This is a genomic window from Enterobacter sp. MGH 38, assembly GCF_000492855.1.
Lineage (GTDB): Bacteria > Pseudomonadota > Gammaproteobacteria > Enterobacterales > Enterobacteriaceae > Enterobacter > Enterobacter hormaechei_C.
This window is the reverse complement of record NZ_KI535607.1, coordinates 15,686-41,419: the sequence shown is the minus strand read 5'-3', so window position 1 is coordinate 41,419 and position 25,734 is coordinate 15,686. Positions and strand designations below refer to the sequence as shown.

General features: G+C 53.4%; 35 protein-coding genes. 29 read left to right on the top strand and 6 right to left on the bottom strand.

Features of this window, described 5'->3' with window-relative positions; translation table 11 throughout:
• Positions 1-1,122 carry a bifunctional chorismate mutase/prephenate dehydrogenase gene (gene tyrA / locus L384_RS20635; RefSeq protein WP_022649060.1) on the top strand — a complete coding sequence of 374 codons (1,122 nt, stop codon included), beginning with the start codon at positions 1-3 and terminating at the stop codon, positions 1,120-1,122.
• A 188-nt stretch (positions 1,123-1,310) separates the two neighbouring features.
• On the opposite strand, the gene L384_RS20640 is transcribed toward tyrA, so the two are convergent.
• Both L384_RS20640 and L384_RS20645 read right to left on the bottom strand, forming a co-directional pair.
• The gene (locus L384_RS20640) at positions 1,311-2,291 is read right to left on the bottom strand and encodes a phage integrase (protein ID WP_023323611.1); all 981 of its coding nucleotides are present in this window, start codon (positions 2,289-2,291) and stop codon (positions 1,311-1,313) included.
• Positions 2,292-2,360: 69 nt separating this feature from the next.
• Entirely contained in the window at positions 2,361-2,654 is a 294-nt protein-coding gene (locus tag L384_RS20645) for a helix-turn-helix domain-containing protein (RefSeq protein ID WP_023323610.1), read from the bottom strand.
• A gap of 158 nt (positions 2,655-2,812) precedes the next feature.
• On the opposite strand from L384_RS20645, the gene L384_RS20650 reads away from it, so the two are divergent.
• From L384_RS20650 to L384_RS21505, 8 genes are all read left to right on the top strand, one after another.
• Positions 2,813-3,085, top strand: coding sequence for a Cox family DNA-binding protein (locus L384_RS20650; protein WP_023295263.1), 273 nt, complete (start codon positions 2,813-2,815; stop codon positions 3,083-3,085).
• A 2-nt stretch (positions 3,086-3,087) separates the two neighbouring features.
• Positions 3,088-3,267, top strand: coding sequence for a hypothetical protein (locus L384_RS20655; RefSeq protein WP_032627926.1), 180 nt, complete (start codon positions 3,088-3,090; stop codon positions 3,265-3,267).
• Positions 3,258-3,758: a hypothetical protein gene (locus tag L384_RS20660; protein ID WP_023323608.1), complete on the top strand. Its 501-nt coding sequence runs from the start codon at positions 3,258-3,260 to the stop codon at positions 3,756-3,758. The genes L384_RS20655 and L384_RS20660 overlap by 10 nt, the downstream gene beginning before the upstream one ends.
• A gap of 64 nt (positions 3,759-3,822) precedes the next feature.
• Positions 3,823-4,038 carry a DUF2732 family protein gene (locus L384_RS20665; RefSeq protein ID WP_023323607.1) on the top strand — a complete coding sequence of 72 codons (216 nt, stop codon included), beginning with the start codon at positions 3,823-3,825 and terminating at the stop codon, positions 4,036-4,038.
• Between the two features lie 16 nt (positions 4,039-4,054).
• On the top strand, positions 4,055-4,330 hold the full coding sequence (locus L384_RS20670) for a DUF5405 family protein (RefSeq protein WP_023323606.1): 276 nt from the start codon (positions 4,055-4,057) through the stop codon (positions 4,328-4,330).
• Positions 4,320-6,614, top strand: coding sequence for a replication endonuclease (locus L384_RS20675; RefSeq protein WP_023323605.1), 2,295 nt, complete (start codon positions 4,320-4,322; stop codon positions 6,612-6,614). The genes L384_RS20670 and L384_RS20675 overlap by 11 nt, the downstream gene beginning before the upstream one ends.
• Positions 6,611-6,919: a hypothetical protein gene (locus L384_RS20680; protein WP_023323604.1), complete on the top strand. Its 309-nt coding sequence runs from the start codon at positions 6,611-6,613 to the stop codon at positions 6,917-6,919. The genes L384_RS20675 and L384_RS20680 overlap by 4 nt, the downstream gene beginning before the upstream one ends.
• A gap of 419 nt (positions 6,920-7,338) precedes the next feature.
• Complete coding sequence (locus L384_RS21505) at positions 7,339-7,962, top strand: hypothetical protein (RefSeq protein WP_023323602.1); 624 nt, start codon at positions 7,339-7,341, stop codon at positions 7,960-7,962.
• A 326-nt stretch (positions 7,963-8,288) separates the two neighbouring features.
• Here L384_RS21505 and L384_RS20690 read toward each other — a convergent pair whose 3' ends face one another.
• Complete coding sequence (locus tag L384_RS20690; RefSeq protein WP_023323601.1) at positions 8,289-9,314, bottom strand: phage portal protein; 1,026 nt, start codon at positions 9,312-9,314, stop codon at positions 8,289-8,291.
• A gap of 1 nt (position 9,315) precedes the next feature.
• On the bottom strand, positions 9,316-11,085 hold the full coding sequence (locus L384_RS20695) for a terminase ATPase subunit family protein (RefSeq protein WP_023323600.1): 1,770 nt from the start codon (positions 11,083-11,085) through the stop codon (positions 9,316-9,318).
• Positions 11,086-11,250: 165 nt separating this feature from the next.
• On the opposite strand from L384_RS20695, the gene L384_RS20700 reads away from it, so the two are divergent.
• From L384_RS20700 to L384_RS20750, 12 genes are all read left to right on the top strand, one after another.
• On the top strand, positions 11,251-12,105 hold the full coding sequence (locus L384_RS20700; RefSeq protein ID WP_023323599.1) for a GPO family capsid scaffolding protein: 855 nt from the start codon (positions 11,251-11,253) through the stop codon (positions 12,103-12,105).
• A gap of 55 nt (positions 12,106-12,160) precedes the next feature.
• Entirely contained in the window at positions 12,161-13,255 is a 1,095-nt protein-coding gene (locus L384_RS20705; RefSeq protein WP_023323598.1) for a phage major capsid protein, P2 family, read from the top strand.
• A 3-nt stretch (positions 13,256-13,258) separates the two neighbouring features.
• Positions 13,259-14,014: a phage terminase small subunit gene (locus L384_RS20710; RefSeq protein ID WP_023323597.1), complete on the top strand. Its 756-nt coding sequence runs from the start codon at positions 13,259-13,261 to the stop codon at positions 14,012-14,014.
• Positions 14,015-14,113: 99 nt separating this feature from the next.
• Positions 14,114-14,620, top strand: coding sequence for a head completion/stabilization protein (locus L384_RS20715; RefSeq protein ID WP_023323596.1), 507 nt, complete (start codon positions 14,114-14,116; stop codon positions 14,618-14,620).
• Complete coding sequence (locus L384_RS20720; RefSeq protein ID WP_023323595.1) at positions 14,620-14,823, top strand: tail protein X; 204 nt, start codon at positions 14,620-14,622, stop codon at positions 14,821-14,823. The genes L384_RS20715 and L384_RS20720 overlap by 1 nt, the downstream gene beginning before the upstream one ends.
• The gene (locus L384_RS20725; RefSeq protein WP_014170137.1) at positions 14,814-15,035 is read left to right on the top strand and encodes a phage holin family protein; all 222 of its coding nucleotides are present in this window, start codon (positions 14,814-14,816) and stop codon (positions 15,033-15,035) included. The genes L384_RS20720 and L384_RS20725 overlap by 10 nt, the downstream gene beginning before the upstream one ends.
• A complete protein-coding gene (locus L384_RS20730) occupies positions 15,019-15,531 on the top strand; it encodes a lysozyme (RefSeq protein ID WP_023323594.1) in 513 nt (170 codons plus the stop codon). The genes L384_RS20725 and L384_RS20730 overlap by 17 nt, the downstream gene beginning before the upstream one ends.
• Positions 15,528-15,959, top strand: a complete 432-nt coding sequence (locus L384_RS20735) for a DNZ54_00345 family protein (protein WP_023323593.1) — start codon at positions 15,528-15,530, stop codon at positions 15,957-15,959. The genes L384_RS20730 and L384_RS20735 overlap by 4 nt, the downstream gene beginning before the upstream one ends.
• On the top strand, positions 15,959-16,375 hold the full coding sequence (lysB, locus tag L384_RS22735; RefSeq protein ID WP_017382983.1) for an Rz-like lysis system protein LysB: 417 nt from the start codon (positions 15,959-15,961) through the stop codon (positions 16,373-16,375). Before L384_RS20735 ends, lysB begins: the two co-directional genes overlap by 1 nt.
• Complete coding sequence (lysC, locus tag L384_RS22690; protein ID WP_072163360.1) at positions 16,263-16,508, top strand: Rz1-like lysis system protein LysC; 246 nt, start codon at positions 16,263-16,265, stop codon at positions 16,506-16,508. The genes lysB and lysC overlap by 113 nt, the downstream gene beginning before the upstream one ends.
• Entirely contained in the window at positions 16,471-16,938 is a 468-nt protein-coding gene (locus tag L384_RS20745) for a phage tail protein (RefSeq protein ID WP_023323591.1), read from the top strand. The genes lysC and L384_RS20745 overlap by 38 nt, the downstream gene beginning before the upstream one ends.
• Positions 16,931-17,380 carry a phage virion morphogenesis protein gene (locus L384_RS20750; protein ID WP_023323590.1) on the top strand — a complete coding sequence of 150 codons (450 nt, stop codon included), beginning with the start codon at positions 16,931-16,933 and terminating at the stop codon, positions 17,378-17,380. Before L384_RS20745 ends, L384_RS20750 begins: the two co-directional genes overlap by 8 nt.
• Positions 17,381-17,395: 15 nt before the next feature.
• Here the strand turns inward: L384_RS20750 and L384_RS20755 are convergent, their stop codons facing one another.
• Positions 17,396-18,373, bottom strand: coding sequence for a DUF4917 family protein (locus tag L384_RS20755; RefSeq protein ID WP_023323589.1), 978 nt, complete (start codon positions 18,371-18,373; stop codon positions 17,396-17,398).
• Positions 18,374-18,471: 98 nt separating this feature from the next.
• Between L384_RS20755 and L384_RS20760 the strand changes: the two genes are divergently transcribed.
• From L384_RS20760 to L384_RS20785, 6 genes are read left to right on the top strand one after another with little or no spacing between them, the layout of a single operon-like run.
• Positions 18,472-19,113, top strand: a complete 642-nt coding sequence (locus L384_RS20760; RefSeq protein WP_023323588.1) for a phage baseplate assembly protein V — start codon at positions 18,472-18,474, stop codon at positions 19,111-19,113.
• Positions 19,110-19,460 carry a GPW/gp25 family protein gene (locus tag L384_RS20765; protein ID WP_023323587.1) on the top strand — a complete coding sequence of 117 codons (351 nt, stop codon included), beginning with the start codon at positions 19,110-19,112 and terminating at the stop codon, positions 19,458-19,460. Before L384_RS20760 ends, L384_RS20765 begins: the two co-directional genes overlap by 4 nt.
• A 5-nt stretch (positions 19,461-19,465) precedes the next feature.
• Positions 19,466-20,374: a baseplate assembly protein gene (locus tag L384_RS20770; protein ID WP_023323586.1), complete on the top strand. Its 909-nt coding sequence runs from the start codon at positions 19,466-19,468 to the stop codon at positions 20,372-20,374.
• Positions 20,367-20,897, top strand: a complete 531-nt coding sequence (locus L384_RS20775; RefSeq protein WP_032627921.1) for a phage tail protein I — start codon at positions 20,367-20,369, stop codon at positions 20,895-20,897. Before L384_RS20770 ends, L384_RS20775 begins: the two co-directional genes overlap by 8 nt.
• Before the next feature lie 11 nt (positions 20,898-20,908).
• Positions 20,909-23,164 (top strand): phage tail-collar fiber domain-containing protein, encoded by a 2,256-nt coding sequence (locus tag L384_RS22265; RefSeq protein WP_023323584.1) that lies wholly within the window; start codon positions 20,909-20,911, stop codon positions 23,162-23,164.
• 1 nt (position 23,165) lies between these two features.
• A complete protein-coding gene (locus tag L384_RS20785; RefSeq protein WP_023323583.1) occupies positions 23,166-23,597 on the top strand; it encodes a tail fiber assembly protein in 432 nt (143 codons plus the stop codon).
• Between the two features lie 23 nt (positions 23,598-23,620).
• On the opposite strand, the gene L384_RS22730 is transcribed toward L384_RS20785, so the two are convergent.
• On the bottom strand, positions 23,621-23,743 hold the full coding sequence (locus L384_RS22730) for a hypothetical protein (RefSeq protein WP_023295234.1): 123 nt from the start codon (positions 23,741-23,743) through the stop codon (positions 23,621-23,623).
• Positions 23,744-23,971: 228 nt separating this feature from the next.
• Here L384_RS22730 and L384_RS20790 point away from each other — a divergent pair, with 228 nt between their 5' ends.
• Together L384_RS20790 and L384_RS20795 are read left to right on the top strand one after the other, a co-directional pair.
• Complete coding sequence (locus tag L384_RS20790) at positions 23,972-25,165, top strand: phage tail sheath protein (RefSeq protein ID WP_023323582.1); 1,194 nt, start codon at positions 23,972-23,974, stop codon at positions 25,163-25,165.
• A 12-nt stretch (positions 25,166-25,177) separates the two neighbouring features.
• On the top strand, positions 25,178-25,696 hold the full coding sequence (locus L384_RS20795; RefSeq protein ID WP_017382996.1) for a phage major tail tube protein: 519 nt from the start codon (positions 25,178-25,180) through the stop codon (positions 25,694-25,696).
• The last annotated feature ends 38 nt before the right edge of the window (positions 25,697-25,734 follow it).

Genomic DNA, 25,734 nt, shown 5'->3' with positions numbered 1-25,734 from the left:
ATGGTTGCTGAATTGACCGCATTACGCGATCAAATTGATGAAGTGGATAAGGCGTTGCTGGATCTGCTGGCGCGCCGCATGGCACTGGTTGCTGAGGTCGGCGAAGTTAAAAGCAAATACGGCCTGCCAATTTACGTTCCGGAGCGTGAGGCCTCTATGCTCGCCTCCCGCCGTAAAGAGGCACAGGCGCTGGGCGTTTCACCGGACTTAATTGAAGATGTCCTGCGTCGTGTGATGCGGGAATCCTATTCCAGCGAAAACGACAAGGGCTTCAAAACCCTCTGTCCGTCGCTGCGTCCGGTGGTGATTGTCGGTGGCGGCGGCCAGATGGGGCGTCTGTTTGAAAAAATGCTGACGCTTTCTGGCTATCAGGTGCGCATCCTGGAAAAAGAGGACTGGCCGCATGCACCGGAACTCATGAAGGATGCCGGAATGGTTATCGTCAGCGTACCGATTCATGTGACGGAGCAGATTATCGCGAAACTTCCTCCGCTGCCGGAAGATTGCATTCTGGTGGATCTGGCGTCCGTTAAAAATGGTCCTCTACAGGCAATGCTGGCGGCGCACACCGGGCCCGTGCTTGGGTTACACCCGATGTTTGGCCCGGACAGCGGCAGCCTGGCGAAGCAGGTAGTGGTTTACTGCGACGGTCGTCAGCCGGAAGCGTATCAGTGGTTCCTGGAACAGATTCAGGTCTGGGGGGCACGTTTGCACCGTATCAGTGCGGTTGAGCACGATCAGAACATGGCGTTTATTCAGGCGCTGCGCCACTTTGCAACCTTCGCCTATGGTCTGCACCTGGCGGAAGAGAACGTTCAGCTTGAACAATTGCTGGCGCTTTCCTCGCCAATCTATCGTCTGGAGCTGGCGATGGTGGGGCGACTGTTTGCCCAGGATCCACAGCTTTACGCCGACATCATCATGTCGTCTGAAAATAACCTGGCGCTGATCAAGCGCTACTATCAGCGTTTTGGCGAAGCGATCACCTTGCTGGAACACGGCGATAAACAAGCGTTTATCGACAGTTTCCGTAAAGTGGAGCACTGGTTCGGTGATTACGCCACGCGATTCCAGAGTGAAAGCCGCACGCTGTTGCGCCAGGCAAATGACAGTCGCCAGTAATGTAATGATGTATATACTGAAAGCCAGCATTGCTGGCTTTTACCATATATTGGGTGGATATGGTTTATCAACCACTTACATTAATACGTTAATAAAAACAATAAGTTAAAAAAAGCTGTAACCATCTGGAACCGTTTCTAATACCCCGAAGTGTGGACGCAATGTGGACACTCCGGGGGGAGCAGAATCTACAGCGATATCCCTCCTGAAAGCGGATTCAATGCAACGGCATTTTGCAGGTACTCCGGTGACAAATGCGCATAAGTCATCGTCTGCTGGATGTTTGCATGACCCAGTATTTGCTGTAATGCAATGATGTTACCCCCGTTCATCATGAAATGACTTGCGAAGGTATGACGCAAAATATGCGTTGCCTGATTTGCAGGAATATCGGGTTTAACCATTTTCAGCACCTTGCAAAAACTCACGTAATCGACGTTGAACAGATTCCCGCTGGCATTCTTCTTTATCAGCGATTCAAGCTCAGAAGAAATCGGTACAGTGCGCTTTTTTCCGTTTTTGGTTTTCAGGAATGTCACACGTCCGTTTACTATCTGTGCCGGTTTGAGTGTTGCCAGCTCTGACCACCGCCCGCCGGTACTAATCCCCAGCAGGGCAACCAGCAGATCATCACCTGTAAATGACTTAAGCAGCAGCGCAATTTCTGCTTTGTTAAGGAAAGCCATTTCAGGGTTAGCCTCTGCCAATGGTGGCAAACCATGAACGGGGTGCACCCCAGCAAACTCTTCAAGCTGAATCAGCTTCGTGAACATGCCTGATAAGCGGTACATGTCACGGTTTATCGTCGATGCGCTGACGCCCTCACTAAGCCGCTTTGAACGGTAATCCATAAGTGTTCTTTTGCTTAACCTTGTAACTGGCATGTCTCCCATATCACCAATGGTTTTAAGCAAATGGTTAAACTCCTTCGTTCCGCGCTCATGATTCTGTCCGTAATACTTCCACCATACGTCCAGCAATTCTGAAAGCGTTCTACGATCCGCTCGCTTCCCAGCCCATTCTTTGGTCTGTGCGTTCGCCAGCGTGTAGCGCTCAAAAGCCAGTGCTTCGGCTTTCCTGTCAAACTTCCGGCGAATGCGACGTCCTTCGCGTCCGCGCGGTCTAATGTCCACTTCGTAACGTCCATCATCGAGCTTCTTAATTGACATAAGAAAGCCCTCCGGTGGGGTTAAGACTATCTTGGTAACAAATAGTGAAAATGTAATGCTTATAAAGAGTTAACCAATCTTTTTCTCGGAGTGGTCTGATTTTGTTGGCTCTTGCCCATTGTGCGCGAAAGCCGGTGCGATCTGACCAGCTTGCGGGGCGGTTTTATCCGTCATTAACCAAAGGGTGTATTTCTGAAAAAGAGGAGCGTTGGTCACTCGAAGCACAACACTTAACCCTGGCTCCTTTTGTCCACTTTCGTAATTCTTGATCGTACCTAAAGCTATTCCGCTCATTTCACTGAATTTTGTCTGAGTTAACCCTTCGGCTTTCCTGATGGCTTTTAATTTTTCAAATGTCTGCATTTGACAGTAACCTATTGGTGACTTATATTCCCCATCGAGGTAATAAATGGATTACCTTTTTGGGCGTGAGTCCAGCGCCTCAGGAAGCATCCTGAACCGTTCTAAACCCGCTGGATCTGACAAGGTTAGCATGTAACCACATGAGAATGGAGTGTGTTATGGAAGCAAACGACTACGTTATCCAGTATCCGCTTGACGCGGTACACCCTGATAAATTCGCGGAATTGCTGGGAAAACCTCGCACCGCAGTAGTAGCAATGATTGAAAAAAACAAACTGCCGGTCATTGAGTTTCGCGACCCGGCAAAACCAAAAGCGCGTGCCGGTGACAAGCTTGTTTTCATTCCTGAGTTCAATCGCGGCGTGCGTGAGGCGTTTTATAACCGCCCGGCTGAACAACGTGATGCATGGTTGTTGTGGATGGGGTTATGACTATGAATGAACCACGTTGCATAGCTCAGTTACTCCGTAACGAGAGCCCGACCCCGATTAACTTCACCATCACCCACGGCCGGGGACGTAAAGGCATCATTATCCGTACCCGTAAGCCTGGTATTTTGACCGCTGTTGTTAAGCGCATTATGAAAATCAGAGAGGTGTCAAAATGGCTGTGATGACTCTTGATTTGGTACAAAAACAACCTGCCGCACTGCGCGTTGTCATCGGCAAACATCTTGCAGAAGCTCGCTGGCAGGACTCTTGCGATTTTTACAATCAGATGATGGAACGCGACCGCCTGACGGTCTGTTTTCATGCTCAGCTTAAACAGCGTCACGCGACCATGCGTTTTGAAGAAATGAACGATGTAGACCGTGAGCGTCTGGCCTGCGCGATTGACGAGCTGCGCGGTGCGTTTTCTAAACGGCGTCAGGTCGGAGCCAGTGAGTCGGCGTATATAAGTTTTCTGACAGTAAGCCAGCGCCGCACTTTATTCCTTCACGCAGGTTTAACTGAAAAGGAATTTAATCAGCCTTACTGGCGAGTTAATGAAGAGTCATGTTATTGGCGTGAGAAATTATTTCGTGCTCTACGTGAGTTATTCAGCCTCTTTGAATATGCCCCAACTATTTTGACCTCGGTTAAGCCCGAGCAATATTTGCATTAACTTAATAAAAGAAATTTTTACGCGCTTGAATGCGTGGGACATCTTTTTGTCTGGAGCCGGGTAAATGGAAAAAGAAATATCAGTTCCTCGCAGCCATATGAAAGAGCTGTTAGCGCAGGCCACCTTTGAGGCTCAGGTAGTCACCGCGACACGTTTTGCGTCTGCGCTCGATTCTCTGATAGCGCACATTTGTAAGTCTGAAATGAACCGCACGGAAATCATTGAGCTGTTGGGGAAGGAATCCGAAAAGATTCATAACTCTATTTTAAATCAACGTTAAATTAGTAAGGGGCTGTATGAGCATTAATATCGTCATTGATAATAAATTTGTAATTACCAGCGACCCATTCCAGTTTATTTTGCAGGAAAAGAAAGTCGCTAAGTCTGGCAAAAATGCCGGTAAAGAGTGGCTCGATACCATTGGCTTTTATCCAACTATCAGCAAGCTGGTTTCCGCTTTAGTGCTGCACAACATTTTAACCGGCGAAGCTCGTCAGTTTTCTGAATTAGAGAAGCAAGTCGAGCAGTTAGGTCTAAAATGTCTCGAAGCATTCACTGCTAATGGCCGTTGAGACCCGGGGGCGCGTTGCCCCCTCGCCACCCCCGCCACTACCAAAAAGCACCGGTGAGACTTTCGTCGGTGCTTATCCGTGGAACAAATCTCGCGAGGCCATTGGCCGCGACAGACCCCTTACACGTGCCGAACTCCGTCAGGTGCAAGGTGTTTTAAACCGGATTGACCGCCTGCCGTTTTTTCTGCAAACGCTGTTTACCTCGCGTTATAACTTCATCCGCCGCACAAAGAGCCCTTTGGGTGGGTTGTATTTCCTCAAAAACACGTTTGAGCGCAAGCTGTTACCGCGTCTTGAGCGTGTTAATGAGCTGTGCGGGATGAATGAATCCGCCTCGATAGGTTTTTTATCTGCGCGTGATGAATATGCACGCCTGCCGGATATGAACGACAAAGAGCTCAGGAAATTTGCGGCCAGAATAGCCTCGCAGCTCTGGAGCAGATACGAAGAATTAAGCGATGCATGGGCGCACGCTCACGGCGGCAGAGAGACCCTCTTCACTGATGAGGCGCAGGCGCATTTATATGGGAAGGTTGCCGGAGTTGCGCGCGCTTTTAACTTTACCCCGATGTACTGGAAAAAATACCGTAAGGGTCAGATGACGATCCGCATGGCATTTTCCGCTATTTCACGTCTGATTAAGGATGAGTGGTGGGTTAACCAGCTCAAGGCGCAGCGTATGCGCTGGCGCGAGGCGCTGCTCATCGCTGCCGGTGAGGTCAACAAAGACCGCTCCCCCTACGCCAGCAAAATGGCGATCCGCGATGTTCATGCGCGCCGCCTGGCTAATCTCGAATATCTGAAATCCTGCGAGCTCGAAAACAAAGTCACTGGCGAGCGTGTCGACCTCATCAGTAAGGTCATGGGGAGTATTTCTAACCCTGAAATCCGCCGCATGGAGCTGATGAACACTATCGCCGGCATTGAGCGCTATGCGGCCAGCGTTGGTGATGTTGGGATGTTTATCACGCTGACCACGCCATCGAAGTATCACCCGACGCGTCAGGTCGGCAAAGGTGAAAGCAAAACGGTACAGCTTAATCATGGCTGGAACGAAACCGCATTCACCCCGAAAGACGGGCAGCGCTATCTGTGTCGAATCTGGAGCCTGATGCGCACCGCGTTCAAAGATAACGATTTAGAGGTCTACGGGATGCGAGTTGTCGAACCGCACCACGACGGCACGCCGCACTGGCACATGATGCTGTTTTGCAAACCCGGTCAGCGTAAAGCCATTAACGAAATTATGCGTCGTTATGCCCTCAAAGAGGACGGTCATGAAAAGGGTGCGGCAAAACAGCGCTTTGAGTCACGTCATCTTAATCAGGGCGGCGCGGCGGGTTATATCGCTAAATACATTGCCAAAAATATCGACGGTTACGCGCTCGACGGCCAGCTCGACCACGACACCGGCAAGCCTCTGAAAGATACGGCCGCCGCCGTCACCGCATGGGCGTCTACATGGCGCATCCCGCAGTTTAAACCGATTGGTCTCCCTACGATGGGCGCTTACCGCGAACTGCGCAAGCTGCCGCGAGGCGTGAGTATCGCCAGTGAGTTTGACGACCGTGTCGAGGCTGTCCGGGCTGCTGCTGATGAAGGTGAATTTGACCTGTATATCATCGCGCAGGGAGGAGCAAACATTAAGCGTGATGCTCAGGCCGTCAGGGTCGCCCGTAAGGTGACGGATGAGGTCAACGAATACGAGGAAAATATCGAGAGGGTGGTCGGTATTTACGCTCCTCACCTTGGGGCTGACCGTGTGCGTGTAACCCGTACAGCCGAATGGCGCATCGTTCCAAAGGTTTTGGCCGTTGAGCCTTTGACCTTAAAAAGCGGCTTCGCCGCGCCTCGGAGTCCTGTCAATAACTGTGGAAAGCTCACCGGCGGTGAGGATCCAGTTATGACTCCCAGACCGTCTGAGCAAGCCGCAGCGGTGTTAAATCTGATTGAGCGCGGGGTAATCGGCTGGAATGAGCCGGACGTCGTGAAGGTGCTTAACGGCGCATTAAAAGCTGGCGCACCGCGCAAAAATCGACAGCAAAGAAGCAATGCGCCGCTCAAAACGAGCGAGCTTGCGCCATCAGCCAGGATGACGAAACCCGAAAGGGATCGCATCGCAAAAATTCGTTTCGATTTAGCTCAGGAGGGTATTACCCCGGAACGGTGGGAGCTCGACGCTCTGGCGCGTGGGGCAACGGTAATTTATGGCGATAAAAAATTCAGATATCCGGTGGCTGATGAGTGGCCGGGAAATTTAACTCAACAGGAGTGGACTTTATGAAAACTTATTTGATTCATACAGATAATTATTGGTGTGCATTCGATTTAGGTCTTCCGAAAGGGGACAAATCTGTCGGGATTATATCCCGCGTTGATGACGAAACAGGGATAACAGCGGTTTTGGCAACGATTGATGAGCACGGTATCGGTTTGGTTGCTGAGCTGGCAGATAAGCTGGTCAAAGCTGAAAAACGCAAGTCTGATGTTGAGGCGATGCTGTCGCGGCTCCATGCCGAATGTGATACGGGCGAGGGGGCCCATAATTCCGCCGCCACGTCGACGATAAGCAAACGCCACCGGTGCTGAAACTTGCTTTCAGTGCCGGTGGTGTTGAACAACGAGCCTGGCGAGGCGTTAGCATTTACCCCGGATATCTGCTAAAAGACTGTATGTGCATACAGTCTTTTGCGGGGGGGGTTATATGGGTGTCAGTGACTCGAAATTTCAGGTTGTCTATCGTGGTGAGGTTTTAGAGCACTTTAAACCGGGCGGGTGGGTGTTCTTTCAACGTCCAAAAGAGTGCGGCGGTGGGTACTGGTTAGGACGAACATACCACGATGTTTTTATGATTGAGTACGAACGACCGGTTTCGCTGAGCGAGGGAATGATTTACTTAACCTCGCTGATTAAGGTCGAGGCCATAAGTAACGATTTTGACGAGAATTTTTCGTTGTTTTGATAGGATGTTAAATATTTCGGTGTTCTAAATACACAAAGGATTCTCTATGGGATGGCGACTGGTTGGAGTGATTTTGTTATGCATATTGACGTTTATTGCGGGATTGATGGTTGGTGGAATTGATTCATCTTGGATGAACAGCGGCCATTCCTCCGAGGTTGCGTTCTGGTCTATGTTGGGTGGGTGGGTTTCAGGTATAGCTACTGTAGCGGCTGTCATAGTTTCGCTTTTCATGGCTTATCTTGCATCGCAGGCCAATGTTGAAAAGATAAAAATGATTTTCACGCCTAAAGGACATAATCAGTTTGGAGATTATGTTTTCAAAAATTCATTAACAATAAAGAATTTAAGCGCGGTAAACACTCCGATTATGAAGTTTTTTATTCAAATAGATGGCGCTTATGCTGATTTGTACCCGACTCAGATGGGGATTTTTCAGTTACCCTACACACTTCAACAGCAAGGAGAAAGTTGGGTGTACGAAACTCATTTGGTGCCCTCAGCAGGTTGGTTGTCAGTATTTTCCTCGCTGGCGGAGCAAAAAAAAATCAAGTTCAAAAGTGGCTACTTCATAGTTGAGACTGCATTAAAACAACATCGCTTGAAAATCCCTAAAGAGATGCTTTCGGATATTAAAGAACTCAAAGAAAAAATAGATAGAATAAGTTAATTACGGATTAATAGCTTGGCATGCATTGGGTGCATGAATTTGCATTCCTTCTTTTATTGAGATTTTGCCAGCAAGCGCCAGCGCTGGCGCGGCTCGGGGCTGATGATGCATCTGCATTAAAAGCGCCCCGTTAAGCGCGCAGGCGAGGCGGGGATAGCACTGCGCGCCAGATGTGGTGACAGGATTTATTTTACGCGTCTGTGCGCGTCGTGGTGGCGCGCTGTTATGTGCGGTCTGTTAACGAGGTGCTGGCGTGGTTGCGCCGCGTGTGCGGCGTCTGGCTCGCTCTGAGAGGATGCCGCCCGGAGGCGGCATTTAGGCGGGGGTTACTCAGTTTCGATGTTGTAATCCTTAAAGCGGATCACCTCTAAACCGAGCCATTCATTGATTTCCTTGAAACGCTCCTGCAACGGCGTCAGTTCGTTACGCACAAACACCCGCGCCACCTTCTCGATATCACCCATTGAGCCGATATTCTCGGGCTTGCCGCCCATAAGCTGGAACGGTACGCGGTGCGCATCGAGCAGGTCGGCGGCGCTCACCTTTTTGATGTTGAAAAAATCGTCCTTTGTGGCGACTTCACTCAGCGGCACTATCTTGATGCCGTCCGGTTTCCCGTTCGGGGCATAGAAAAACAGGTTTTTGAAATTCCCGAGCCCTTTCGAGTCTCGCATCGCGGAGCGCAGCGCCTCGACGTCTGTGCTGCTCTGCGCCGCGTCGGTGACGTACATGATGTAACCCGCGTGCGCGCCGTTCTGGTAATACTTGCGACGAAACAGCGTGGCGGATTCATTCAGCCAGGCTGAATTAAGCGCGCTAAGGTATTCCGGCATCCCGTAGAGCTCCTGATTGATGTCGGGCTCAAGCAGATGACAGACTGAGCCGGGGGCGAACTGGTGCGGGTGCGTGAAGTCCGACACGTACCAGTAAACCCCATCCTCGACACCCCGGCGGGTGTATTTGGCCGGAGAGGTTTCAAGCTTCATGAGCTGGCCGGTCACGCTCATGCGCTTCTCAAGATAGCCGTTAGCAAAAACCAGATAATCGAGCACAAGGCGGCTGAAATCCTGCCGTGAAAGCAACGGATGCGGGATGTAGGTGCTCGTCAGGATGTTACGCTTCACGTAAATAGGGGAGCTGTGATGCACGGCGGCGCGCAGGCTTTTCGCCAGCCCGGAGAAGTTGACCGGCGGCTCGTACCATTTGCCGTTATTGATGCACTCGACATAGTCGAGGATATCGCGGCGATCCAGAACGGGTGACGGCTCGCCAAAGGTAAACGCCTCCATTTTCTGCGGTGCGCTGGGGGTCATGTTGGTCTGTTTTGGCTGTTTCTTTTGGCGTTTGTTCATCTTAGTTGATATCCAGAATCGAGGTTGAATGCATACCGCTACCGGCGGAAAGTGGCTCGTTTAACAGGGCGTGCATGGTCGCCCATGCGATATCCGCGTGGCTGGCTTCCTCACTGCGGCTGGCTTCATAGGTGGCACTGCGGCCACTGCTGGTCATGGTTTTGCGGATAGCCATGAATGACTGCGTGATGTCGGTCGCACCGGCGTCATACTCCAGACACCCGCGTCGGATGGTGTCTTTCGCTTTCAGCACCATTGCGGTTTTCATTTCCGGTGTGTAGCGGATAGCGCGCGCTGCCGGGAAGAATGAACGCACGAGCTGGTAAACACCCTGGCCGATGCCGGTCGCATCGATGCCGATATAGTCGACGGTGTATTTCTCGGTCAGCGCACGGATGGCCTCGGCCTGCGCGGCAAAATCCATGCCTTTCCACTGGTGACGCTCAAGGATGCGGAACTTGCCACCGGCAACCAGTGGCGGAGCCAGCACCGCACAGCCTGCGCTGTCGCCGGTGTGTGACGGGTCGTAGCCAATCCAGACCGGACGCCAGTTAAACGGACGGTCAGCGAATGGCTCGAAGTCCTCCCATTCTTCCATCGCATCGACCATGCAACGCTGGAGCTCTTCGAACGGGAATACCGACGCTTTATCGTCAACGAACTCGCACATAAACAGGTTACGGAAGTCATCCGCGCTGTTTTCCTGTCTGAGCTGGTCGAGGTTAAACAGGGTACAGCCCCCGGCGAGCGCGTCCTCAATGGTGACAATCTGCCGCCACTGGCCGTCCCCGCATAACATGCCCCCGGCAAGCGCCTGATGACTGATATCGATGTCGACACGTTCGTCGCGGTTACTGCGGCCACGGTTAAACAGCTCCCCTGACCAGAACGGGTACGCGCCGTGCGCCAGCGTCGACGGCGTCGAAAAATAGGTGGTGCGCAGGTGCGACTGTGAGGCCATACCGGAGGCGACTTTTCGCAGCTTCTGGAAATTGGGTATCCAGAAAATCTCATCGACATAGAGGTCGCCGTTGTGACTCTGCGCGGTATTGGAGTTGGTCCCGAGGAAAATCAGCTCTGCGCCGTTGTTGCCGATGACAATCGGGTCGCCTGACAGGTCGACGTCGACCAGACGCGCAAAGGCGATGATGTACTTACGGAAAACGTAAGCCTGCGTTTTACTGGCGGATAAAAAAATCTGGTTTTGCCCGGTCTTAAGGGCGCGCAGGAGCGCCTCACGCGCGAAGTAGAACGTTGCGCCAATCTGGCGCGATTTGAGGATGTGGCGGATGCGGTGCTCTAACCCGGCTTTATGCCACCTGAGCTGATACTCAAACGACTGGTCAAAGAAAATCTCTTCCAGCTTTTCAATCGCTTCTTCACTGAAGAAATTGCGTTTCGGCTTTTTGCGATCCCCTTTGTTGCGGCTGGCAATGTTGGGGTTTAAATCCACCTCGTTTCCGGTCTGGCCGTAGCGGTTCACGCGCGCGAGGCGCTCCATCTGGCGCGACAGAAAATCGGCGACCTTAAAGTCGTGCGGCGTCAGGTCGGGCTTGGCGTAAAGCTGGATGAGGCGCGCCTCTAACGTCGACTCAACGCGGTTAATCGGCGCGGTTTCCTCCCATCCATCACGCTGTTTCCAGCTCTGCACCGTGGGGCGCTTGAGTTGCAGCATGTCGCAGATTTGCGGCACGGCGAACCCCTGCCAGTACAACAGCCGCGCCTGTCGTCGCGGGTCATTGAGTAGTGAAAGGTCAGTTGAAATGGTCATGCTTACCTCGTTTTGATGTTACGAGGCAAGGCTAAAGAAATGACCGTGCTTAATCGCTAAACCCCTGTTGTGTCAGGGATTGCACTTCCGCAACAGGTGGCTGATGAGGGGCTGAGTCGGGAAACTAACCCCGACCCGAAAACCCAACATCAGGACACCTGAACAATGGCAAAGAAAGTTTCTAAATGGTTTCGCATCGGCGTCGAGGGTGACACCTGCGATGGCCGCGTCATCAGCGCTGATGACATTCAGGAAATGGCCGACACGTTCGACCCGCGCGTCTACGGTTGCCGCATTAACCTCGAACATATCAAAAGCCTCATCCCTGACAGCCCCTTTAAGCGCTATGGCGATGTGACCGCGCTTAAAGCGGAGATTATCAGCGATGACTCTGCGCTCAATGGCAAAAAGGCGCTGTTTGCCAAAATTGCCCCACTCGATGAGCTGGTCAGCATGGTACGTGCCGGGCAGAAGGTTTACACCTCAATGGAGATCCGCCCGAATTTCTCTAACAGCGGCAAATGCTATCTCATCGGGCTCGCCGTCACCGATGACCCGGCAAGCCTCGGCACCGAATACCTCGAATTCTGTAGCCGCGCCACACAAAACCCGCTCGCCGGTAAAAAAGACCAGCCGGGCGATCTCTTCTCTGTGGCCTCACTGGCTGAGCTGGAATTTGAGGACGTTCCCGACACCATGCTCAACAGCCTGACCGACAAGGTTAAGGCTATTTTCAGCCGCAAACAGGCCAGCGATGACGCCCGTCTTGCAGATGTGCATGAGGCTGTGACGACCGTTACCGAGCTGGTGCAAACCAACCTCACCGCCACCAACCAGCGCGTCACCGAGCTTGAGACCGAACTGGCGCAGCTTAAGCAGGACGTGACCAGCAAGGCCGAAGAAAGCGCGCAGGCGTTTAACGACCTCAAAAACTCCCTCGATAACACCGAAAGCCAGCGCCAGCCGCGCCGCGAGCTTTCAAAAGGTGGTACGGGCGACGAGCTGCTGACCAACTGCTGAAAACCCGCCGGGCGCGCTGCCCGGCCTGATACCTATTACCCGAACAGGAAAAACCATGCGTAAACAAACCCGCTTTAAATTCAATGCCTACCTGACCCGCGTCGCGGAGCTGAACGACATTTCCACCGATGACGTGGCGAAGAAATTCACCGTCGAGCCGTCGGTCACGCAAACCATGATGGACACCGTGCAGGAATCGTCCTCATTCCTGACGAAAATCAACATCGTGCCGGTCGACGAGCTGAAAGGCGAAAAGGTCGGTGTGGGCGTTAACGGCACAATCGCGAGCACCGCCGATACTGACGGCGATGGCGAGCGTGAAACCGCTGATTTTACTGCGCTGGAGTCCAATAAATACGAGTGCGCGCAGATTAACTTTGACTTCCATATCCGCTACAAACAGCTCGACCTGTGGGCGCGATTCCAGGACTTCCAGACCCGTATCCGTAACGCCATTATCAAGCGTCAGGCGCTCGATTTAATCATGGCCGGTTTCAACGGCATTGAGCGCGCCGCAAAATCTGACCGCAAAAAAAATCCGATGCTTCAGGATGTGGCGGTGGGCTGGTTGCAGAAGTACCGCAATGAAGCGCCAGCGCGCGTGATGTCAAAAATCACCGACGAGGACGGCGCGGTCATTTCCGATGTGATCCGCGTGGGTAAAAACGGCGACTATGCGAACCTCGACGCGCTGGTCATGGATGCCACCGGCAACCTGATTGATGAGATTTATCAGGATGACCCGGAGCTGGTTGTCATCACCGGTCGCAAGCTGATGGCGGATAAATACTTCCCTATCGTCAACAAAGAGCAGGAAAACAGCGAGTCGCTGGCCGCTGACATCATCATCAGCCAGAAGCGAATCGGCAACCTGCCAGCCGTGCGCGTGCCTTACTTCCCGGCGAATGCCCTGATGGTGACGCGTCTCGATAACCTGTCTATCTACTTCATGGATGACGCGCATCGCCGCAGCATCATCGAAAACCCGAAAAAAGACCGCATCGAAAACTACGAGTCAATGAATACCGACTACGTGGTCGAGGCATACGCTGCCGGATGCCTGATTGAAAATATCAAGCTCGGTGAGTTTGCCGCGCCTGCTGCACCGGAAAGCGCTTCCGCTCCAGTAGATAACGAAGGCGGAGAGTAAGCCATGACGAGTCCCGCAGCGCGTCACATGATGCGGGTCTCGGCCTCTGAAACAGCGCGGCGGGCTGCTGTCCCGCTGCGCAATGCAACTGCCTATGAGCAGATGCTCGTTAAGCTGGCCGCAGACAACCGCACGCTAAAACAAATCCGATCCAATGAGCGCAAGGCAGATAAAAAGCGTGAGCTGCTGCCGTTCTATCTGCCATGGGTGGCTGGCGTCCTCGCAAACGGCAAGGGCGCGCAGGATGACATCGTCATGACGGTCATGCTGTGGCGTCTCGATGCTGACGATATCGCCGGGGCGCTGGAAATTGCCCGTTACGCCATGACCTATGGCCTGACCATGCCGACCGGTCGACGTCCGACGCCTTACCTGCTGGCCGAAGAGGTGGCACTGGCCGCGCAGCGCCTGCTCGCTGCAAAACAGCCGGTCGAACTGGCGAACCTGCTCGACACCATTGCGCTGACTGAACGCGCTGACATGCCCGATATCGTGCGCGCGAAGCTGCACAAAATCACCGGCTATGTCCTGCGTGATGCGAATCAACTGCCCGAGGCGCTGGCGCACCTGCAACGTGCGATCCAGTTAGAACGCACCATCGGTGTGAAAAAGGATATCGAGCAGTTAGAGCGCCAGCTCAGGCCAAAACCCGAACCGGCACCGAAAACCAAAACGACTAAACCGCGCACGCGCAAACCTGCCGCTAAACCGGCGGCACGGCGCGGGCGACCACCAAAGGCGGCAAAAGCCGCAGGTTAACCGAGCGCTCCCCGAGCCGGGCGGCACGCCGGTCAATGCGGGTATCAATTGCCCTGACTGCGACCGGCGTCCACCGCCCACCTATTACCCGAGGTTGTCATGACGACGCTGATTATTGAGCAAAACAAAGAGCCGCAGGATGTGCCGGGCGTGGTGATACCGCCGCCGGGCGTGAGCGAGCCGGTAATCAAAAACACCCCGTTTTTTCCTGATGTTGACCCGAAGCGCGTGCGTGAGGATATGCGTTTAGAGCAGACCGTTTCCCCTGTGCGCCTGCGCCGGGCAATTAAGACCGCCATCGCAGAGACGAACGCGGAGCTGGGCGAATGGCGCGAGCGTCAGCTCGATGCCGGTTACGCCACGCTGGCGGATGTCCCGACCGACAGGCTCGATGGCGAAAGTGTGCGCGTATTCCATTACTTCAACGCCGTGTGTGCCATGACGACCGCCACGCTTTACGAGCGTTTTCGCGGCGTGGATGCGACCGCCAAAGGTGACAAAAAGGCCGACAGCATCGACAGCACTATCGATGAAATGTGGCGGGATATGCGCTGGTCTGTGGCGCGCATCCAGGACAAAGCGCGCTGCATTGTGGGGCAAATCTGATGAAAGCGTATGCGCTACAGGGCGACACCCTCGACGCGATTTGTGTGCGGTACTACGGGCGCACCGAGGGCGTGGTCGAAACCGTCTTAGAAGCGAATCCCGGCCTGTCTGAGCTCGGCGTCATCCTGCCGCACGGCACGGCAATTGAACTGCCCGAGATCGACAGCGCGGCCAGAACCGAAACGGTGAATCTATGGGACTGAGTATGGAGAAAATCACCACGTTTATCGCCTACTGGCTGGCCGTCGCGCTGGCGTACCTCGGCGCAATATCGCCCGAAAAGATGGCGCTTTACGTGGGCGGCGGATGCGCCATTTTTACCGCGCTTACGAATTACTGGTTTAAGCGCAAAACGTACCTCTATCTGACGTCACTCGGACTCGACAAGGGGGCTATTCGTGAAATCAATCGTTAAACGTTGCAGTGTGGCCGCAGTGCTGGCGCTGGCGGCGCTGATGCCTGACTTTCGTCTGCTTAACACCTCGCCCGAGGGGCTGGCGCTGATTGCCGACCTCGAAGGTTGTCGCCTGACGCCTTACCAGTGCAGCGCGGGAGTGTGGACGTCAGGCATCGGCCACACTGCCGGGGTCGTCCCGAAAGGGGAAATCACAGAACGTCAGGCGGCGGCGAACCTCGTCGCGGATGTGATGAACGTCGAGAAGCGTCTTGCAGTCTGCGTGCCGGTAGAAATGCCGCAGCACATTTACGACGCACTGGTGAGCTTCTCATTCAATGTGGGAACCGGCGCGGCCTGCCGGTCGACGCTGGTCTCATACCTCAAGCGCCACCAATGGTGGCAGGCGTGCGACCAGCTTACCCGCTGGGTTTATGTGAATGGCTCAATCAATAAAGGGCTGGAAAATCGCCGCGCGCGTGAGCGTGCTTATTGTCTGAAAGGAGTTTCTCAATGAAAAAGTTTTTACGTTCACTGATTCTAGATGCCCTGCTGGCTGTATTCCTGCTATGGGGGCTGGCTTCGCCGCAAAGTGCAGCACTTAATTTTGTTGCAGCGTGGGCGCTGTTTGGCTGTGTTGTCTGTATTGCGGCGAGCCTTGCCGGTGTGGCTGTTTTTGACCACTGGCTACGAAATGCGGGGAAAGGTATTCCGGTAAAACCCGGAATAATGAAAATCTTCCGCGCTGTTTTCTGCAACAAGCCCTCAAAGGCGCGTCGCGCATGGTCTCTTATTATTTTTGTCGTAACCACAGGGTGTCTGCTCGGTGCTGGCTGGATCTTTACCGCGCTGCTTTACCTGATTTGCGTCCTGACCTTTACGGGGGTGCGCACCTCATACCGTCAGCGCATTGAGGAGGCGGGGCTGTGTCCAGATTCATTGTGATGTTGATTGCCGCAGGTCTGGCGCTGGCGGCTGTGCTCTGGTTAAGGCATGAGAATGGTAATCTACGGCGCTCTTTTGACCGGGCAAATAAGGTCGCGACCGAACAGAAAAACGTGATCGGGATGCTGAAAAATCAGCTTTCCGTTTCGCAGGGAATCGCCAGGCGAAATGAAACCGCACAGGTCAGTTTACGTGGTGAGCTGATTGCTGCCGGTGCGATGGCCGTGCGCCGGGAAGAAACCATTACGAGGCTGATGAATGAAAATGAAACGTTACGCCGCTGGTACAGCGCTGAGCTGCCTGATGTTGTGCGCAGGATGCACACCCGCGCCGGTTGCGCCTCCGCCGGTCATTGTTTACAGCGCCTGCCCGAAAGTGAGCTATTGCCCGATGCCGGGAAGCGACCCGGCCACTAATGGCGACCTGAGTGCAGATATCCGCAGGCTTGAGCACGCGCTCGCCGCCTGCGCGTTACAGATTGAAACCGTCAAAGCCTGTCAGGATAAACTCGATGAAGAAAGCAATCAGCCTGCGAAAAGCGCTAACTGACGCCATCCCGCAGCTTAAAACCAACCCCGAGATGATGCGCATTTTTGCCGACGAGGGGAATATCGATGCACGGCTCGCGGCCTCCCTGTCCCACGAGAAAATTTACACCCTGAATGTGATCGTGTGCGATTTCGTAGGTGACCCTGATTTGATTTTCGTGCCGGTAGCCGCGTGGCTCAGGGAAAACCAGCCGGATATCTGCACGCTCGATGAGGGGCATAAAAAGGGCTACCGCTTCCAGATGGATTTAAACGACGGTGATACGGTTGATATCAGCATTAGCCTCCAGCTCACCGAGCGCACCATCATCAGGGAGGAAAACGGCGCGCTGCATGTGAGCTATGCCCCGGAGCCGCCACCGCCTGAACCCGTCACGCGTCCAAAAGAGCTCTATATCAACGGTGAACTGGTGAGCAAGTGGGATGAGTGACTTTAAACCCTTTGATAACCAGCTCGCGGGGCTGCTTGCTGCCCTGTCACCCGCAGGGCGTCGGAAGCTTGCCGGTGAGATTGCGAAGCAACTCAGAACGGCGCAACAGCAACGTATCAAACAGCAAAAAGCCCCGGATGGCTCACCGTATCAGGCGCGAAAGCGCCAGCCGCTGAGAGCCAAAAAAGGTCGAATTAAACGGGCGATGTTTCAAAAACTGCGCACTAACCGGTACATGAAAGCCAGTGGCCGTGAAAACGGTGCTGTGGTGGAATTTACCGGAAAAGTTCAGCGCATTGCGCGTGTCCATCAGTACGGCCTCAAAGACCGGCCAAATGCACACGCTCAGGAAGTGCAATATGCTCAACGTCAATTATTGGGGTTAAACGAAATCAACATAAAAGAAATAGAGTTGCTGATTGGTGAGTATATTTCAAATTGAAATATGCTCAATATTTCAGACACTTAATGGGTGTGTTGTTGAGTTAAAAAAATGAATCGGTCGTCCAGCAAGTTGTCGGGCCAATCTTGCTTCCATTTCATTTATATTTAAAATGGGTTGTTCTGGGTAAATACTTATTGCTATCTCGGTTATATTGCTATTGTTTTTCAAGGCTTCAACAATGTGGTTGTCAAACTCTTCACTGAGTGAATGCCCAAAAATAAGTATTTTTCCGCTAATTTTCTTTAATTGATTGTAACAAAATGACAGGTAATCATTAGAACCTATTTTTCTGATTTTCTGTTCGCTTTTGCCTTCGGTGATGAAAAGAGGGTAAAGCCCATGTCTTGCACTGAATGAGCTAGATAACACTTCTATTTCCTCGGCTAATGTATCCTGTATACTTCTCTTTTGAGCTAGACCAGTTTCAGTTACTTCTAAATGTAACGCTCCGTGTAGATAAAATAGTTGAGTGTAATTTCCAACAAAAACCTCTGTATTAGTTTTGTCAAATGTAGGTTTGATGCCAGGCCCCCAGAAGAAATCACGAAGCCCATCAATATTGATGTCAACAAAACTCCAGTACGGAATAAGGTCGTAATTTGTTGTGAATACTTTTTTGAACTTGGCGAGTTCATGGAAAATTAATGCGGTTGGGGTTTCGTTTCTTGATACATGAATATCTCTAACTGTTGAGAATAAGCCTTCTTGTAGTTTCCTGTAAGCTGTTTCGATCGCTGGCTTGTTAAAAGTGTGAACGAGATGTGCGTGATGATAAACTTTCAATACTTCTTCGAAGTTAGTGGTTTGTAACTGGTCAAAAAGTCTAAGAGTTTCTGGGTAAATATTAATTAATCCAGCCTGGACCCTGTGTTTTGCTTCATTTAAAAGATTCCAATAATTGAACTTAGGGCTGACACCGATACTAAAGCCGTTTCCTAGTAAGAGATTTTTATACGTGTCGTTATTCGGTACATCTTCCCAATTGAGCATTAATTTATCCTTAAAACCCATCTGCATGATTTGTTGTGTTAGAGACGTCACTAACAGGATTAATATCTTTTGAAAGAATACCACGGCATTCTTTCAGTATGAACACACTCTCTAATATTCAGGAAATCGCTCGTGCGATCCGGAACCTAATTCGCACCGGCATCGTGACCGACGTCGACCTCGACGAGGGGCTGTGTCGTGTCCAGACCGGCGGCATGCAAACCACCTGGCTTAACTGGCTCACCTGTCGCGCCGGTCGCTCTCGCGTGTGGTGGGCTCCATCCGTTGGCGAGCAGGTGTTATTGATGGCCATCGGCGGTGAGCTCGATACGGCCTTTGTGCTGCCGGGCATTTTCTCAGATGACAATCCCGCGCCGTCAGCCTCACCCGATGCGCTTCACGTTACCTTCCCTGATGGCGCGGTCATTGAGTACGAACCCGAAAACAGTGCGCTCACCGTGTCAGGTATCAAAACCGCCAACGTCACCGCGTCGGATTCCATCACGGCCTCAGTGCCGGTGGTGCTGGTGAAAGCCTCGACCCGTATCACGCTCGATTCACCCGAGGTGTTGTGTACCAACAAGCTGACGACCGGCACGCTCGAAGTGCAGAAAGGCGGGAAGATGTCCGGGAACATCGAGCACACCGGCGGGAAACTGACCTCAAACGGCGTGCAGGTGGATGACCATGCACACGGCAACGTACAGAGCGGCGGAAGCTGGACTAAGGGGACGCAATGACGGTGCGTTATCTGGGAATGAACAGCCAGACCGGCCTCAGTATCTCTGAGGTCGAGCATATCAGGCAAAGCGTGCGCGACATTCTCGTCACGCCGGTTGGCTCGCGTGTCATGCGCCGTGAATACGGCTCGCTTCTGTCTGCACTGATTGACCAGCCGCAGACACCTGCACTGCGATTGCAGATTATGGCCGCGTGCTATTCCGCGATCCAGAAGTGGGAGCCGCGCGTCAGTCTGACAACCATCACCTTTGAGCGGTCGGAGACCGACGGCGGGCTGTATGTCGATATCACCGGCACGCGCTCGGCTAACGGCCAGCCCTTTTCCCTCACCATTCCACTGAGTTAAACGCTATGGCAATTGTTGACCTTAACCAGCTCGCCGCGCCTGATGTCGTGGAAGTGCTGGACTATGAGACCATCCTCGCAGAGCGCAAGGCGACGCTCGTCTCGTTATACCCGGAGGAACAACAGGAGGCAGTCGCGCGCACGCTGACCCTCGAATCAGAGCCGATTGTTAAGCTGCTGGAGGAAAACGCCTATCGGGAGGTTATCTGGCGACAGCGCGTCAACGAGGCCGCGCGTGCGGTCATGCTGGCGTATGCAGAAGATGCCGACCTTGACCAGATAGGCGGAAATTATAACGTCGAGCGCCTCGTCATCACCCCGGCAGACGACACGACGTTTCCGCCCACGCCAGCCGTAATGGAGTCGAATACAGACTACCGTCTGCGCATCCAACAGGCTTTTGAAGGACTGAGTACCGCAGGCTCAACCGGTGCATATCAGTTTCATGGCCGCAGCGCCGACGGGCGTGTCGCGGATATTTCCGTCATCAGTCCTGAGCCTGCGTGTGTGACCGTGTCCGTGCTGTCGCGTGAAAATAACGGCGTGGCCTCTGACGAGCTGCTCGCTATCGTGCGCGATGCCCTGAACGACGAGGACGTCAGGCCGGTGGCCGACCGCGTGACCGTGCAGTCAGCGAAAATCGTCGACTACAAAATCACTGCATCGCTTTACCTTTACCCCGGCCCCGAAAGCGAGCCTGTGCTCAGTGCGGCAAAAGCAAAGTTACAGGCGTATATCACCGCGCAGCACCGGCTCGGGCGTGACATCCGTAAATCGGCCATCTATGCGGCGCTCCACGTCGAGGGCGTGCAGCGTGTCGAGCTGGCCGCGCCGGTGGCTGACATCGTTCTCGATGAAACGCAGGCGTCATGGTGCAGTGAGTACAGCGTCACCATAGGGGGTAATGATGAATGACACCCGACTGTTGCCGGTTGGCTCCTCGCCGCTTGAGGTGGCGGCGGCGCGCGCCTGCGCTGAAATCGAAAATACCCCCGTCCCCCTGCGCCGACTCTGGAGCCCGGACGACTGCCCGGCAAACCTCCTGCCGTGGCTGGCGTGGGCGTTTTCCGTTGACCGCTGGGATGAGAACTGGCCGGAGGCCACCAAACGGGATGTGATCCGCAATGCCTGGTATATCCACGCACACAAAGGAACGATTGGGGCAGTGCGCCGCGTCGTGGAGCCGCTCGGCTACCTGATAAACGTGTCTGAGTGGTGGCAGACAAACGATCCGCCCGGCACGTTTCGCCTCGATATCGGTGTGCTGGAGACCGGCATCACCGAGGGAATGTATTACGAAATGGAGCGGCTTATTGCCGATGCAAAGCCAGCCAGCCGCCATCTTATCGGCCTCAATATTATTCAGGACATTCCCGGCTATCTGTACACCGGCGCCCTGAGCTATGACGGCGACATCATCACGGTTTACCCCGGATAAGTGAGAGCACAATGACAGTGAAATATAAAACGGTCATCACCAAAGCCGGTGCCGAAAAACTCGCGGCGGCGACCGTCCCGAACGGGAAAAAGGTGAATTTTACGGCGATGGCCGTCGGTGACGGCGGCGGTACGCTGCCGGTGCCTGATCCGAACCAGACAAAGCTGGTCAAAGAGGTCTGGCGTCACTCGCTGAACAAAATCAGCCAGGACAAGAAAAATAAAAATTATGTCGTGGCGGAGCTGCTCATCCCGCCTGAGACCGGCGGTTTCTGGATGCGTGAGCTCGGACTTTATGACGACACCGGCACGCTGATAGCGGTCGGTAATATGGCCGAAAGCTACAAGCCAGCGCTGGCGGAGGGGTCAGGCCGTGCGCAGACCGTGCGCATGGTCATTATGGTGAGCGACATCGAGTCAGTCGAGCTGACCATCGACACCTCAACGGTGATGGCAACGCAGGACTACGTCGACGACAAGCTCGCTGAGCATGAGAAGTCCCGCCGCCATCCAGACGCCACGCTCACCGATAAGGGGTTCACTCAGTTAAGCAGTGCGACCGACAGCGCGTCTGAGAGCGTCGCAGCGACGCCTAAAGCAGTTAAGGCGGCGTATGACCTTGCGAAAGGGAAATATACGGCTCAGGACGCCACCACGGCGCAAAAGGGTATCGTCCAGCTCAGTAGCGCGACCGACAGCACGTCTGAGAGCGTCGCAGCGACGCCGAAAGCGGTTAAGGCGGCGTATGACCTTGCGAAAGGGAAATATACGGCTCGGGACGCCACCACGGCGCAAAAGGGTATCGTCCAGCTCAGTAGCGCAACCGACAGCACGTCTGAGAGCGTCGCAGCGACGCCGAAAGCCGTTAAGGCCGCGAATGATAACGCCAACGGACGCGTGCCATCAGGACGAAAGATTAATGGTCATGCGCTGACTGATGATTTTAATATCAGCGTGCAGGATATTTTCAACGGGCAGGCCGTGGCGATTGGCAACGCTATGGATTTGAACGCCTACACCACTGCGGGATTGTATTTCCAGCCGATGACTGCTTATGCGCAATCAGGCAGGAATTACCCGGAGGCGCTTGCCGGGTCGCTTGAGGTTTACAAGCACGCCGGGATTACGCAGGTTTACCGGATTTATCATAATTCGCGATCTTATATTCGCACGCAATACAGCGGTTCGTGGTCAGCGTGGGTAAAGCAATATGACGCGGCAAATAAACCGTCCCCGGCTGATATTGGCGCGGTGAATAAAGCCGGCGACACCATGAGTGGCGTACTCAAGGCGGGTGCAGAGGTTCAGAGTACCATCGCAAACAATTTCCGCATTGCTTATGGTAACTACGGCTCATTCTGGCGAAATGACGGCAGCAACCTGTATCTCATGCTGACCAATAAGGGAGACGCTTACGGAGCCTATAACGCGCTTCGGCCATTGCGTGTAAGCCTTGAAACAGGAGCACTACAATCTGAAACGCCACTTACCGTCAGTAATACGATCTATGCCACTAAAGAGATTACGGCGGGTTATAGCGGTGCGTTTGCGTGGGTAGAGCAATATAAAACGAAAGCGCCATTTTTTAATTCATATTCCACAACCGGCGCGAGTGAATACCATCCGGTTATCAAGCAACAGGCGACAATTGCCAGCAAAAACTCCTGGGCTTTTTCGTTTGGGTCACTGGTCGCTGGCGATGAGCTTTCATGGCATCTGCACATGAAAGGCAGTGGCGGGTCAGAGGTTAATTTTAAGTGGGACACTAAAGGAAACTTCACCATACCGGGGCAGGTGAATCCGGGCAGCTATGCGAATTTTGATAACCGTTATTACACCAAAGCGCAATCCGATGCGGGTTATATGGCGAAAACTGGCGCTTATACCAAAGCTGAGAGTGACGGGCGGTTCCAGCCAAAAGGCAATTACACCCCGGCGGGTCAGGCCTATACCAAAGCGGAGTCGGATGCGCGTTATGGGGTGGGTAAAACGACAACAGGCAATAACAGCGCTTACTACACGCACGGCAACGGTGCTGTATTTATGCAGTCTGTAAGAAATATTTCAGTCGGCAACAATGCCACTGTAACAGTGACACTGCCTACGTCGTTCCCTAACGGGATACTTGGTATCGGTTCGAGTTATTACGGTGCAGGGGGTAATAACTCCGCATCATTCTTTAACTGCACGCCTGTCGGTAAAAATCAGGTGAAAATTGAAACCCACAACTGCAACGGAACATTCTTTTTAAACGTAACAGGTTACTGATATGCAGAAATATTTCAGCAATACAGATAAAAGCTTTTACCTTGAGGAAACTGTCAGAACCTATGAAGAACAGGGTATTCCCGTTCCATCAGACCTGATGGCAATATCCGATGCCGAATATGAAACCTTTATGGTTTCACCTGACCGGAAAGCGCCTCAGTACAATGTTGAATCAGAATGTATGGAATGGGTCGACATCGAACCGCCTACCCGCGAGGAAGCTATCGAAAATGCTGAGGCATTAAAGGCGCAGCTCTTGTCTGTTGCAGCTCAGGCCATAGCCCCTTTGCAGGATGCGGTCGATTTGTCGATGGCGACAGATGACGAAATGGCGAGCCTGTCGGCGTGGAAGAAATACCGGGTTTTACTTAACCGGGTTGATACCAGTGAGCCTGACGAAATTGAATGGCCTGAATCACCGTTAACAGAGTAATAAAAAACCCGCGTTAAGCGGGTTTAGTCATAGGGGCATTCTTCATAGTCTTTTTCTGTTTCGTCACCGACAAACAGTCTGAGCCAGCAAAACCCAAAGAGCCACCATGCAGCCAGACCACCAACAATCCAGAGTAAAATCGTCATTATCGCTTCCTCGTTAATGGCGAAACGATAGCGACAATACCCATTTATTGATAATGGTTATCAGCGATCAATTAACCGTGATTGATCGCTGATAACGATCAATGATACTTTCCGCACACCTCAACCGGTCACTGCGCGTTGTGCTGCCACTCCCCCAACGGGCTTTCGTTTCTCACACCTCACACACAACAGAAAATAGTCGCACCCCTTAACCACGGAGTTAAACGGATGAGCGATTATCATCACGGCGTCGAGGTCATCGAGATTAACGATGGCACGCGCACCATTTCCACCGTTTCGACGGCTATCATCGGCATGGTCTGCACCGCCAGCGATGCTGACGATTCCACATTCCCGCTAAATGAGCCGGTGCTGATTACCAGCGTGCAGAACGCTATCGGTAAAGCCGGTAAGCTCGGCACCCTGTCAAAATCCCTGCAAGCCATTGCCGACCAGTGCAAGCCGGTCGTTGTGGTTGTGCGCGTTGCCGAAGGTATTGAAGACCCGGACGACCCGGAAGCAGCGCAGAAAGAGACCATTTCCAACATCATCGGCACGACCGACGAAAACGGCAAATACACGGGGCTTAAAGCGCTGTTGACCGCCAAAACCGTCACCGGCGTCAAGCCGCGCATTCTCGGCGTGCCGGGGCTGGATTCTCTGGAAGTGGCGACCGCGCTCGCGGCGACCTGTCAGAGCCTGCGCGCGTTTGGCTATATCAGCGCGTGGGGCTGCAAGACCATTTCCGAAGCCATCGCCTACCGTGAGAATTTCAGCCAGCGCGAGCTGATGGTCATTCACCCTGATTTTCTGGCGTGGGACACCACGGCGAATCAGACCGATATTGCATGGGCGACCGCCCGCGCGCTCGGCCTGCGTGCCAAAATCGACCAGGAGACGGGCTGGCACAAAACGCTGTCTAACGTCGGCGTGAATGGCGTCACCGGCGTCAGTGCCTCGGTCTCGTGGGACTTGCAGGAGAAGGCCACCGACGCGAACCTGTTGAATCAGGCCGGTGTCACGACGTTGATCCGTAACGACGGATTTAAATTCTGGGGCAACCGTACCTGTTCCGACGATCCATTATTCCTCTTTGAAAACTACACCCGCACGGCGCAGGTGCTGGCCGACACGATGGCGGAGGCGCACGCCTGGGCGATTGATAAACCCGTCACCGCAACGCTTATCCGCGACATCGTCGCCGGTATCAATGCGAAATTCCGCGAGCTGAAAAACAACGGCTATATCGTTGATGGCTCCTGCTGGTACGACCCGGAGTCAAACAGCGTGGAAACGCTCAAGGTGGGGAAACTGTATATCGATTACGACTACACCCCCGTCCCGCCGCTGGAAAACCTGACCCTGCGCCAGCGCATCACTGATACCTATTTGGCGAACCTGTCAGAGTCGGTCAACAGCTAAGGAGCTGAGAGCATGGCATTACCACGCAAACTGAAATACCTGAACATGTTCAACGATGGCCTGAGCTACATGGGCGTTGTTGAATCCGTCACCCTGCCAAAGCTGACCCGTAAGCTTGAGAAATACCGCGGCGGCGGGATGCCGGGCTCGGTATCGATTGACCTCGGTCTCGATGACGATGCGCTGTCGTGCGAGTGGACGCTCGGCGGTCTGCCTGACGTCGAGCTGTGGGCACAGTACGCCTCACCGGGCGCGGACAGCGTACCGTTGCGCTTTACCGGCTCATACCAGCGCGATGACACCGGCGCGATTTCTGCCGTTGAGGTGGTCATGCGTGGCCGTCACAAAGAGTACGACGGCGGCGAAAACAAACAGGGCGAAAGCGGCACGACCAAAATCTCGACCGAATGCGCGTACTACCAGCTCACGATTGACGGCAAGGAGGTCATCGAGATTGACGTCATCAACATGGTGCTGAAAGTCGACGGCGTCGACCGTCTGGCAGAGCATCGCAAGGCCATTGGCCTGTAACCCTCTTTACAGGTCAGTCAGGCTGGCCGGTCACTAAA